The organism is Pedobacter steynii (genome assembly GCF_001721645.1).
Taxonomy (GTDB): domain Bacteria; phylum Bacteroidota; class Bacteroidia; order Sphingobacteriales; family Sphingobacteriaceae; genus Pedobacter; species Pedobacter steynii_A.
In genome coordinates, this window is record NZ_CP017141.1 from 4,935,340 (window position 1) to 4,946,159 (window position 10,820).

At 39.6% G+C, this 10,820-nt stretch carries 12 protein-coding genes; 6 read left to right on the forward strand and 6 right to left on the reverse strand.

Translation table 11 applies throughout. The annotated features are described in order from the left end of the window. Positions 1-157: 157 nt before the first annotated feature. Positions 158-520, reverse strand: a complete 363-nt coding sequence (locus BFS30_RS20415) for a DUF4870 domain-containing protein (protein ID WP_069380985.1) — start codon at positions 518-520, stop codon at positions 158-160. Positions 521-626: 106 nt separating this feature from the next. Further along, on the reverse strand, positions 627-1,745 hold the full coding sequence (locus BFS30_RS20420; protein WP_069380986.1) for an AI-2E family transporter: 1,119 nt from the start codon (positions 1,743-1,745) through the stop codon (positions 627-629). Between the two features lie 132 nt (positions 1,746-1,877). Between BFS30_RS20420 and mnmE the strand changes: the two genes are divergently transcribed. The 3 genes from mnmE to BFS30_RS20435 all read left to right on the forward strand — a co-directional run bounded on the left by mnmE (position 1,878) and on the right by BFS30_RS20435 (position 4,742). Further along, on the forward strand, positions 1,878-3,248 hold the full coding sequence (gene mnmE, locus BFS30_RS20425) for a tRNA uridine-5-carboxymethylaminomethyl(34) synthesis GTPase MnmE (protein WP_069380987.1): 1,371 nt from the start codon (positions 1,878-1,880) through the stop codon (positions 3,246-3,248). A gap of 301 nt (positions 3,249-3,549) precedes the next feature. After that, positions 3,550-4,089: a helix-turn-helix domain-containing protein gene (locus tag BFS30_RS27960; RefSeq protein WP_208602994.1), complete on the forward strand. Its 540-nt coding sequence runs from the start codon at positions 3,550-3,552 to the stop codon at positions 4,087-4,089. Further along, positions 4,086-4,742, forward strand: a complete 657-nt coding sequence (locus tag BFS30_RS20435) for a phage integrase SAM-like domain-containing protein (RefSeq protein ID WP_069380989.1) — start codon at positions 4,086-4,088, stop codon at positions 4,740-4,742. Before BFS30_RS27960 ends, BFS30_RS20435 begins: the two co-directional genes overlap by 4 nt. A 385-nt stretch (positions 4,743-5,127) precedes the next feature. Here BFS30_RS20435 and BFS30_RS20440 read toward each other — a convergent pair whose 3' ends face one another. Together BFS30_RS20440 and BFS30_RS20445 are read right to left on the reverse strand one after the other, a co-directional pair. Further along, complete coding sequence (locus tag BFS30_RS20440) at positions 5,128-5,346, reverse strand: hypothetical protein (RefSeq protein WP_069380990.1); 219 nt, start codon at positions 5,344-5,346, stop codon at positions 5,128-5,130. 28 nt (positions 5,347-5,374) lie between these two features. Beyond that, on the reverse strand, positions 5,375-5,728 hold the full coding sequence (locus BFS30_RS20445; protein WP_069380991.1) for a winged helix-turn-helix transcriptional regulator: 354 nt from the start codon (positions 5,726-5,728) through the stop codon (positions 5,375-5,377). Between the two features lie 121 nt (positions 5,729-5,849). Here BFS30_RS20445 and BFS30_RS20450 point away from each other — a divergent pair, with 121 nt between their 5' ends. Genes BFS30_RS20450 through BFS30_RS20460 form a run of 3 tightly spaced genes read left to right on the forward strand, consistent with a single transcriptional unit; the run spans position 5,850 to position 7,965 of the window. Beyond that, a complete protein-coding gene (locus BFS30_RS20450; RefSeq protein ID WP_069380992.1) occupies positions 5,850-6,731 on the forward strand; it encodes an SDR family oxidoreductase in 882 nt (293 codons plus the stop codon). A 32-nt stretch (positions 6,732-6,763) separates the two neighbouring features. Beyond that, positions 6,764-7,573 (forward strand): DsbA family oxidoreductase, encoded by an 810-nt coding sequence (locus BFS30_RS20455; RefSeq protein WP_157262986.1) that lies wholly within the window; start codon positions 6,764-6,766, stop codon positions 7,571-7,573. A 26-nt stretch (positions 7,574-7,599) separates the two neighbouring features. Continuing rightward, positions 7,600-7,965, forward strand: a complete 366-nt coding sequence (locus tag BFS30_RS20460; protein ID WP_083252137.1) for a DoxX family protein — start codon at positions 7,600-7,602, stop codon at positions 7,963-7,965. 257 nt (positions 7,966-8,222) lie between these two features. On the opposite strand, the gene BFS30_RS20465 is transcribed toward BFS30_RS20460, so the two are convergent. Together BFS30_RS20465 and BFS30_RS20470 are read right to left on the reverse strand one after the other, a co-directional pair. After that, a complete protein-coding gene (locus BFS30_RS20465; RefSeq protein WP_069380994.1) occupies positions 8,223-9,362 on the reverse strand; it encodes a TlpA disulfide reductase family protein in 1,140 nt (379 codons plus the stop codon). Between the two features lie 83 nt (positions 9,363-9,445). After that, positions 9,446-10,819, reverse strand: coding sequence for a RagB/SusD family nutrient uptake outer membrane protein (locus BFS30_RS20470; RefSeq protein WP_069380995.1), 1,374 nt, complete (start codon positions 10,817-10,819; stop codon positions 9,446-9,448). Position 10,820 lies beyond the last annotated feature (1 nt).

Consider the following 10,820-nt stretch of genomic DNA (forward strand, 5'->3'; position numbering starts at 1 on the left):
AGTTTTTTTGCAGTTTAAACTAATCGAGATTAGTTGTATTTTGCTTATAGTCAGCTCTTTTCTATAACCTTACCAGGCGGTAAGGAGATGAGCTTAGCAAAAAAAAAGCAGCGCTCACGTTATATGATGGCGCTGCTTTTTTCTATCGAAATTAATTTTAGATATTCGGAAACATGGTTTGCGCTTGTTTACCAATTAAAGGAATCTCTTTTTTAACTCCCTGAATCGCTCCGATCAAACCAATGATCCATAAAATAAACAAGCCGATATAGGCAATATTGAATACCAGATTTATCGTTAGGGACGGTACTACAGAAAGGAAAATACGCTGAACGATCTGTAAGATAAAGCCAATAATAAACAGCAATAGTGTTTGTCTCAGATGATAACTACCCAATTCTGTTCTTTTGTCTTTGTGTAAGGCAAAGTAGGAAACGAGCCAGCCGATAATGGTGATGTAACTGACAACAGCTACTGTTTTTCCGTCTTCTGTTGATTGTGCGTTAAAGTTAGGTTCCATAGGTTTGAATTTGTTTATTTAGTTAAGTTGTTGATTAACAGCTAATTTTTAGTGTTAATGTAGTAATTTATATTTTATAAATCCTCATTTCTGATAGGAAATAGATTTATTTGTTAACTCCGGTTTCTGTAGGAATTGCTTTTTTCTTCCTGAAGGATGGGAAGGTCATCGGGCTTTTTGCAGGTCTTTCATCACCCAGAAGCACACCCCACTGCTTGAACATTTCGGTCCTGTCAAATATAACTTTTAATACTGCAATGATTGGCATAGAAAGAAACATTCCGGAAACTCCGGCGATGCTTCCTCCGATTATGACTCCGAGGATTGCAAACAAGGCGTTGATCTTTACTTTTGAACCTACAATTTTTGGCATCAGGATATTGTTGTCCAGAAACTGAACTACGGCAATTACTCCCAAAACAGTGATTACCGGCCACAATTCTGTAGAAGAGGTGAGGGTTAACAACACGCCGATGATGTTTCCGATTAAGGCACCTACATAAGGGATGAGGTTCAATATGGCGAAGATGACACCGATTAGTAATGCATGTTTGATACCGATCAATAATAAGATTCCCCCCAATAGGATGGTCATGTAAGTCACCTGAATCAGTAATCCTACCAGGTAGTTTTTGATGATGGCTTCTGTTTCGTAGATCGCTTCTTTTACTTTTGGATGGTGGTCCGGTTTAAACCACATGAAAATGAAACGCAGTAAGATGTCTTTGTAAAAGAGCATCAGGTAGATGTAGATCGGAAGCAATCCTACAAAAACAAAGATCGAACTTAGGGTAACTGCGGCGCCGCTAGCGGCTTTTCCGGCCATTCCCAGTAAATCATCACTTTTCTCGGTAATGAATTTCATCTGCTCGGTGGTAGAAACATGACTGATGTTGCTGAACCATTCGCTGAGTGATTTTAAGTGTGAGTTTACATTGCTTTTGATCTGCGGAAAATCTGCGGCGAGTACGCCAATCTGTGCTGAGAAGAACCAGACTATTCCACCGACAAAAATGACCACCAACAGGATGGGCAGGATGATGGCGACAATTTCAGGGAACTTATATTTCCGTAAAAAACGGAAAATGGGAAGCAGCACAATGCTAATGAAGAATGCCATGATTACAGGCATGATGATGTCTTTTCCAATGACTAAAAGGGCGCCAACGAGGACGATTCCGAGGAGTTCAATGGATCTTTTTACGGTTAGGGGCATGTCTTTCATAAGAGGCTGAGCTTTTAGAGCGATAATATGGGCAGATTTGTCGTTTATTTGTTTTTTCAAAAGGTAAACACAGTAAGGTATGAAATGTTTGGCTAGTTTTGTAATTAATCAACACACAGTATATTTCTTTTTATGATCAGTAATGAAACTATAGTTGCCTTATCTACGCCACCGGGAGCCGGTGCAATTGGTGTAATCCGTCTTTCTGGTAAGGATGCAATTACCATCACCAATTCCGTTTTTAGTGGAAAGGATTTACTAAAACAGGATTCTCATACCTTACATTTTGGCCTGATTAAAGATGGGGATATGGTAATTGATGAGGTGGTGGTGAGTTTGTTCGTTGCGCCTAAATCATATACTAAGGAGAATGTGGTAGAGATTTCCTGTCATGGGTCGAATTATATCATTCATCAGATCATTTCTTTACTGATCAGAAAAGGGGCTTCGGCTGCTAAACCTGGAGAGTTTACTTTAAGGGCGTTTTTAAATGGAGGATTGGATCTTTCTCAGGCAGAGGCTGTAGCGGATCTGATTTCTTCGGATTCTCAGGCTGCACATAGTGTGGCGATGAATCAGTTAAGGGGAGGTTTTAGTACCGAGCTGAATTTGTTAAGAGAGCAGCTGATCCACTTTGCTTCCATGATTGAACTGGAACTTGATTTTTCTGAGGAGGATGTGGAGTTTGCAAACCGGGACCAGTTACAGGATCTGATCAACAAGATTACTTTGGTGATCCATAAACTGATCCGTTCTTTTGAATTGGGGAACGTGATTAAGGAAGGGATCAATACGGTAATCGCCGGCAGACCGAATGCAGGTAAATCAACTTTACTGAATGCGCTGTTAAATGAAGACAGGGCGATTGTAAGTGAGATCGCAGGGACTACGAGGGATACGATTGAAGAGGTCTTGAATATCAATGGGATTAATTTCAGGTTGATCGATACCGCAGGGATCAGAGAGGCTACGGATACGATTGAGGCGATAGGAGTAGAGAAAACGATGCAAAAGATTAGTCAGTCTGCGGTGTTGGTGTATTTGTTTGATGTGGTGAACCTTTCTGCTACGGAGATTAAAGAGGATATTGTTAGTTTATATAAACCAGGGGTTTCTTTTGTTGCAGTGGCAAATAAAATAGATCTTTCTTATAATGACAGGATTAAGGAGTTAAACCTTCCTGCTGATATCAATTTTATCTCTATCTCTGCGAAGGAGAATCAGGGGATTGAGGAATTGAAGGAGTTGATATATAATACTGCAGTAGGAGATAAGTTGTCGGCAAATCATACGATGGTTACGAATATCAGACATGTGGAAGCGTTACAAAGGACGCAGACTGCGTTAAGCAGTGTAGCGAATGGATTGGCGAACCCGGTAACATCGGACTTTTTGGCTATGGATATCAAGCAGGCGCTTTATTATCTTGGAGAGATCACAGGGGCTGTTACGACTGATGATTTGCTGGAAAATATTTTTAGCAAGTTTTGCATCGGCAAGTAAGAGGGCAATATTGTCACAAAGTAAAGAAGGTTAAAAACATAGTAAACCGCTGTAATTCTAATGATTACAGCGGTTTTTTGTTTGTGGTGTTTTGTGTTCTTTTTTTTTGTTTTGGTATAATTTGTACCTCGTGTGTACCTCGAATTGAAATTTGTACCTCACCAAAATCTAATGGGGAGATTAGTAGCCTTATTTACCCTTAAAGACACTTAAATACCCGTAATTTACCTTAAATGTGGGAGAGATTATGAGCTCGAATATTTTGATTGAACGAATTTGTCAGCATTGCAGTTTAACCTTTATGGCTAAGACCACGGTGACGAAGTATTGCTCTATGACATGTAATAGAAGAGCATACAAATTAAAAGTTAAACTGGAAAAAATAGAAAAGAGTCATCAGGAGGTTAAAACCATAAAAGCGGAGCGTTTCCAAACCACTGTTGCACATATACAGGTGATTAATGTATTAGATCTTTTAAGTGTAAAAGAGGCCGGTGTATTGCTTCGCTGCTCAGTTAAAAGCATTTATAAAATGTTCGCCGATGGCAGGTTAAAATCAATTAAATATAGTCCAAGAAAAACAATGGTGCTGAAATCAGAGATCAATAAAATCCTGGTTCCAGGTCCTGTTATTGAAATGACCTATCAGCTACCTCCTAAAAGGTTTAGCATTAAAGATTATTATACAATGGAAGAAGCCATGAAAATATCTGGTTTAAGTAATGGCGCTCTCTATAATTTCGTCAAACGGCATGATATAAAGAAAATCCAGAAAGGAAAGTGGGTTTATTACCCAAAAGTTGAATTAAATGATTGGTTTAAAAAGGAGGATAAGTTATGAATGTTACATTGAGAAAGAAAAAGATTAGTGGAGGAAGGAAAATTTCACTGTACCTGGATTATTATCCACCTATCCTGCATCCTGAAACCGGCAAATTTACCAGACGGGAGTTTTTGTCTCTTTATTTGCTCGTTAGGCCTAGAACAGAGATGGAACTTGAACTTAACAGGAAGACTTTAACTCTGGCAAAAAATATCTGTGCAGACCGGCAAATTGAAATTTCATATAAAAGGTTTGGATTCCTTGAAAAAGACAACAGACTGGGTAGTTTTGTCCAATTCTTTAAGGATCTAGAGAAGAAAAGTGGGGACAAAGGTTTCGAAATGGCTAGAAGATACTTTGAAGCCTATGCAGGACCGGATATACGATTTATCGATGTCGATGAGGAATTTGCAGAAGAATACCGTGATTACCTATTATCCAAACCGAAAATTGGCAAAAATGCTGTTAAAGGAATTAGTAATAATTCTGCAAAGACCTATTTTGGCAAGTTCAGAACAGTATTAAAAGCAGCTTTCAAGAAGAAACTGTATGATACCAATTTGTACGACGAGGTTGATCCAATTAAGGAAATTGATTCAAATAGAGAATGGCTGACATATGATGAATTTTTATTATTAGCGAATACTCGCTCACATTGTACATTTCGGTGAATGTGGCCCCATTGTTTCGGGGCAAAGTGGCCGCAAATTAGGCTGCCGAGTGAGTCCATAAAGTTCCCTTCTCCTGAACGAATATAGCCAACACCCTGGATTTTTCATCCTTAGCAACAAAAGCTATCCTCATTCTACTCCAGATTGTATTTTCGGATCAAAACATGCTCCTAAACCACCTCCAACCGACCCACTCCAGCTCCACCTCAAAATAAAGCGATTTAAGGCGAGCTGACACCTCGGATGACAAACATCCCAGACCAAGGAATCTGGCGTAAGCAAGCGGCCTCAAACAGGCCTATTTTTAAAAAAAGAATTTACAATGCAGGGAATAAAATAATGCCCTAAACCTAAAATAACGGCCACTTTGCCCCGTAATACCTGGTCAGTTTAGCGCGGAATTAAGTGTCAGTTTAAATGCGGAACCAGTGGCCACTTTTGGCGAAATACCCAATAAAGCCTTCAAACCTGCAGATTTCACCTTCATTTGGTAAAAAGCTCTTTTTTTAATAACCTTAGGCTGGAATAAGCTGCAAACCTCTTCCGTTTCCTCTGGAGAAAGAGAAATATGCTGCGATATATCTTGCGTTAAAAGATCCTTCATGGGTCTGAATAATTAGCCTATTACTATACTAGTTGCCTGTGACCTCTTTTCTATGAGCGGCCCCCCAGGCAGATAATTCTGCAATAACCTTATCCAGTGTTCTGCCATGCCTGGTAAGCGAATATTCTACTGTCGGTGGAAATGTGGGGAGAACAGTTCTTTCGATGAGGCGGTTTATTTCGAGATCTTTCAGTTCTTTGGAAAGCATTTTATCCGTAATACCCGGGATTTCATTCGCAATCTTTCGAAATCTGATTGCACCAATAGAAATCGCCATCAATATTGGGAGTTTCCACTTTCCAGTTAATACATCTAGGGCATCCCGCACAGCGCGGGAACTACTGCCTGCACATGCTGATGGAGTTTCATTTTCTGCTGTCATAATATCACGTTACTATCATCAATGGTAGTGCTATCCTTTAGTATAGTACTATAAAATAGATAGTAAATGTGCGTAAATTTACCCTATTAAACAAGTTATTCACAGATAAATACAATAAGATATGATTTTAATTACAGGGGCAACAGGTCACTTGGGAAATGCAACTATTGATTCTTTGCTAAAAAAGGGGATTAACCCTAGTATGGTTTCTGCATTCATTCGGGACGAAGCAAAAGCTATTTCACTAAAGGAAAGAGGAATAAATCTTGTAAAAGGAGATTTTGAAGATTACCAGTCTTTATTGCTAGCTTTTAAAAATGTTGACACTCTTTTCTTTGTGTCGAGTAGCGATATTTTTAAACGCCAAGAGCAACATGAAAATGTCATCAGGGCAGCCAAAGAAGTCGGTGTAAGACGTATAGTTTTTACCAGTGTTACCAGGAAAAGTGAAGACGGTTCTTCAGCGATCACAGCACTTACCTCATCTCTGATAAGCACTGAAAAGATGATCAAGGAAGGCGGGTTTACCTATACATTGTTGAAAAATCCTTTGTATGCTGATGTGCTTCCTCTTTTTTTAGGGGCTGATGTACTGACCAATGGTGTATTTCTCCCTACAGAAAATGGTAAAGCGAGTTTTGTCACCAGAGAGGATCTGGGAGAAGCTGCAGCTGAGGTATTAATGGGAACAAGTCATGATGGCAAAGAATATATCCTTGCTAATGAAGTGAATTATTCTTTTCAGGATGTAGCAGATATATTAAGCAGCCTGTTAGGTAAAACAATTTCCTACAACAGCCCATCTGTTGAAGCCTATACGCAGATCTTGGTTCAGGCAGGAGTTCCTGCTGAAAATATCATTGGTTTAGTGTCATTTTTAAAGGCCATCAAGCAGGGAGAGTTTCAGACTGACCATACAGATCTTCCTGTTCTGTTAGGTAGGAAGCCAACCTCACTTAGCTCGTATTTAAATACAGTGTACTTCAAGGATAAGAATATTTAAAAATAAAAAAAGGAGTATTCTTGATTAATCCTATGAAAATATCATTAAGCCTTTTGCTGACAAGTCTGTTTTTTTTCACTGCTTGTGCACAAAAGAAATCAGATAAATTAACTATAAAAGTTATGACAACAAATAAAATGAGAGTCGATATATGGAGCGATGTAATGTGCCCTTTTTGCTACATAGGTAAAAGAAAGTTTGAAACAGCTTTAGCTGCATTTCCTGACAGGAAATCAGTTGAAGTGGTATGGCACAGCTTTCAGATAAACCCAACCTTAGCGCATCAGCCTGACAAGGATTTTTACACGTATGTCGCCGAATTAAAAGGACAGAGTAGAGAATGGTCAATCAGAATTCATGAATCTCTGATACAGACGGCAAAAAGCGTAGGTCTTGATTATCGACTCGATCAGGCAAAGATCACGAACTCTTTCGATGCACACCGCGTTATTCAGCTGGCAAAGAAAGATCATCTCACCAACGAAGTGGAAGAACGCTTCTTCAAAGCATACTTCACTGAAGGTGCGCTGATGAGCGACCATGCAACACTTATTAAATTGGCCGTAGAAGCAGGCCTTGCGGAACATGAAGTAAGGCAGGTACTAGATTCAGACCGGTATGCAGATGATGTGAAAAAAGACGGGGAGAAAGTAAAAAGTCTTGGAGCCAGCGGTGTTCCGTTTTTTCTAATGAATCAAAAATATGCTGTAAGCGGTGCTCAGACATCCGAGTTTTTTACTGAAACATTGACAAGAGCATTTAAGTCCTGGCGTGCTGATAATCCGGCTTCTCTGGAAATCAATAATGGTCCTATTTGTACACCCGAAGGCAAATGTGAATAAATATATAACGCTTAAGCTAAATAAAAATGAATGTTAAAGTTGTAAAAATAATATATTGGACATCGACAATTTTTGTCGCATTGGTCGGACTTTTAGGCATCCTGAATATACTTCAGATTGATGCTTTGGTAAAAACGAACCGGGAACTTGGTCTTCCCCAGTACCTATTGCCCTTTCTAGGGACTGTAAAAGTCCTCGGAGCAATAGCTATTCTGGTTCCGTCCCTGAAGAAATTTCACGAAGCAGCCTATGCGGGCTTTATTTTTTATTTTATCGGAGCCACCTATGTGCTAATCGCTAATGGTGCAGGAATTGATAAATATGGTGTAACACTTTTAATCACAGCAGCTACAGCAGTTTCTTATATTTCTTATTTGAAACTAAAAAAATAAAACAGGAATATTTTTCTTCCGCGATGCGCGATAGAAGCTATTCAACTCACTATAAAATATGATATCATATTTCATAGTGAGTTGTTTGCTTTATTTAAAATTAGCTCCGAAGAGATCTTTGGTTATTAGCGAAATTAGGAACAGTGACTAAACTAAGTCTGAGTCAGATTTTTGGATATCAGCACTAATGGATAGAGGGTGTCAGCATTGGTATATGACACCCTCAATTCCATGTCATAAATGGCAATTGGTTTTGGTTAGTCACCAAATAATTCTTTCATTTTTTTATTGAGCTCCTCACCCCTGAGATTGGAGGCAACTATTTTACCGCTGGGATCGATCAGGAAATTTTGAGGAATACCCTTAATCCCATATAGTTTGGCCGCATTATTATTCCAGAACTTGAGGTCAGATACCTGGGTCCATACCAGGCCATCTTTTTTAATAGCAGCGAGCCAATCCGCTTTTTTCCCTGGCCTGTCCAGTGATACACCCAAAATATCAAAGTTTTTATTTTTGTATTGATGGTAAGCCTTGACATAGTTCGGATTTTCTGCACGGCAGGGGCCGCACCATGACGCCCAAAAATCTAATAAGACGTATTTACCCCGGAAATCGCTAAGTTTAACCGGCTTGTCATTGATGTCATTTTGAATAAAATCTGGGGCGATGTTTCCGATAGCAGTCAGCTTTGCAGTGAGGATTACTTTTTCAATTTGCCTGCCAATCTCTGTATCATGCATTCGAGCTGACAGGCTTTTAAAAAGTTTCTCAGCCTTTTTAACATCCATATCCATTGAAGTGAATCCACTCATAGCTCCAAGACTTACATACGAATCCGGGTGATCAGTGATATATTTCTCGTCAATCACTTTAATTTCATTTGATATTTTGAAATACTTCGCCATAAAAGCATTCATGAATACAGTATCCTTTTTTTTTGCGTCCGAAATTATTGAATAATCGACCATTAATGCGGCTAAATCTGCCGTTTGGCGAGACTTTAATTTTTTATAGGCTAGATATTCGTTTGACAGCGCAGAACCACTAATGACTGCTGATTTTATGGAATCTTTGGTAGTGATGACGATTGTGCCCTTTTCCAGGTAAAAGTTAAAAATATCGCCTTTCCCATATGGGATGTTATCTGCGCCAATGCCCTGGCGATCTATAATTAAATCTGCTTGTTTTGGCTCAGATACCAATCCCCGAAACTGTACTGTTCCGTTACTGAAAATTGCAGAGTCTTTAACGCGATTTTCGCCATCCTTGTAAGAAAGATACGCCCTGGCCGGTGCAATTAAATCACCCGCTTTAATTTTAATCGTAAAGCTGTTGCTTTGTGCCCATCCCATTACAGGGACCAACACTAAAGACCAAAATAGTTGTGTTTTCATTTTTCTATAAAATAAAATTGATTAGAAGGATGAGCAGCCGCGCTGCCCATCTTTTTTAAGTATTTTTAGGCGTTGCTGTATCGCTATTTGTATCCCTCATTTTGAACCAAACTGCGATTTGTTGAAATAGCGGATTGCGGTATCGGATATAGAACATCCGTGGATTGCCAGCTGGTCGGCTTTTGTGCACCAATAACAGTATTGGCACGGTTTGTTCTTTTCAGATCAAGCCAACGGTGTCCCCATTCAAAGCACAGTTCAACCTGCCTTTCCCGCTCAATCGCCAATAATAAGGAGGCTTTATCGGATGCTGTTGTTTTGAGTAACCCTGCCCGGCGACGGATTACGTTTAAATCGTCTTGAGCCCTGTCCGTATTGTTCTGCTGGGTACGGGCTTCAGCCCTGATCAGGTATTGTTCTGCCAGTCGCAACACCATTTCAAACTCGGTATTGGTCTTTGTATTTGTTTTGTACTTGTAAGGGTAAGTATAGAAAGTTCCTGATACAGATAGACTATTAATCCAGTTGGATTTACGGGTGTCACCATTTTCAAATGCGTTATACAAAACACTATTAACAGCATATTTCGGTACAGCCAAGCCGGTTGGAATTAATTGTAACGCAAAATAGGTGCACCTGTAAGCATTTGTATAAAACTGCCAGATCGCCTCCTTACTGTTTGCCAGAAATACATTATTAGGATTAAGAACGATATCATAAAGACTAGTTTGATTGATCACTTTGGTTGCCTCTTCTTCGGCAAGTGCCCATTGTCCGGTATACAAATAAACCCTGGCGAGCATAGCCGATGCAACAAAACTGTTTACTCGTGTACGATTGCCTCCGGACCAGCTATAATCTTTAGGCAGCGCATCCCTTGCCTCAGACAAATCGGCTATGATCTGGGTGTAAACCTGGCTTGTGGTTGAGGCTGGGGCCGTATTAATGACTTGTAGATCACTGGTCGTTAAAAGTGGTATACTTCCAAAATAATTGACGAGATAGAAGCTGCAAAATGCCCGAATGAACTTGGATTCAGCAGTCAGCTGTTTTTTTAACGACAGCGAAAGTGACTCCGAAGCATTGGCGCCTTCTATAATTTTATTGGCCTGGTAAATGATATTATAGCTGTTGGACCACCAATCCTTTATATTATTATCAGTCGCTAGTAAGCTATTGTTGTAAAAGTCATCGAATGTGTTTTGTACAGGGATCAGTTCATCCGCCGATTCCGCAGGTAGCAGACTGCTACGGTAGGCATAGATACTCAACCCTGATCTGTTGTACAATTCCGAATACATCCCGTTTAAAGCTGCATGCGCAGTAGTAGAGTCAGCAAAGATGGAGGAAGTCACCAATGTCTCGCCGGCACCTTTTACATCAATCAGTTTTTTGCAGCTGCATAAGGTAAGCAGCACAAGACAGTAATATATATTATTTTTAATCAGATTTTTCATG

What these genes read in the sequence shown, in the direction of transcription:
- BFS30_RS20415 (WP_069380985.1), bottom strand. Translation starts at nt 520, where the DNA reads ATGGAACCTAACTTTAACGCACAATCAACAGAAGACGGAAAAACAGTA.
- BFS30_RS20420 (WP_069380986.1), bottom strand. Translation starts at nt 1,745, where the DNA reads ATGAAAGACATGCCCCTAACCGTAAAAAGATCCATTGAACTCCTCGGA.
- mnmE (WP_069380987.1), top strand. Translation starts at nt 1,878, where the DNA reads ATGATCAGTAATGAAACTATAGTTGCCTTATCTACGCCACCGGGAGCC.
- BFS30_RS27960 (WP_208602994.1), top strand. Translation starts at nt 3,550, where the DNA reads ATGGCTAAGACCACGGTGACGAAGTATTGCTCTATGACATGTAATAGA.
- BFS30_RS20435 (WP_069380989.1), top strand. Translation starts at nt 4,086, where the DNA reads ATGAATGTTACATTGAGAAAGAAAAAGATTAGTGGAGGAAGGAAAATT.
- BFS30_RS20440 (WP_069380990.1), bottom strand. Translation starts at nt 5,346, where the DNA reads ATGAAGGATCTTTTAACGCAAGATATATCGCAGCATATTTCTCTTTCT.
- BFS30_RS20445 (WP_069380991.1), bottom strand. Translation starts at nt 5,728, where the DNA reads ATGACAGCAGAAAATGAAACTCCATCAGCATGTGCAGGCAGTAGTTCC.
- BFS30_RS20450 (WP_069380992.1), top strand. Translation starts at nt 5,850, where the DNA reads ATGATTTTAATTACAGGGGCAACAGGTCACTTGGGAAATGCAACTATT.
- BFS30_RS20455 (WP_157262986.1), top strand. Translation starts at nt 6,764, where the DNA reads ATGAAAATATCATTAAGCCTTTTGCTGACAAGTCTGTTTTTTTTCACT.
- BFS30_RS20460 (WP_083252137.1), top strand. Translation starts at nt 7,600, where the DNA reads ATGAATGTTAAAGTTGTAAAAATAATATATTGGACATCGACAATTTTT.
- BFS30_RS20465 (WP_069380994.1), bottom strand. Translation starts at nt 9,362, where the DNA reads ATGAAAACACAACTATTTTGGTCTTTAGTGTTGGTCCCTGTAATGGGA.
- BFS30_RS20470 (WP_069380995.1), bottom strand. Translation starts at nt 10,819, where the DNA reads ATGAAAAATCTGATTAAAAATAATATATATTACTGTCTTGTGCTGCTT.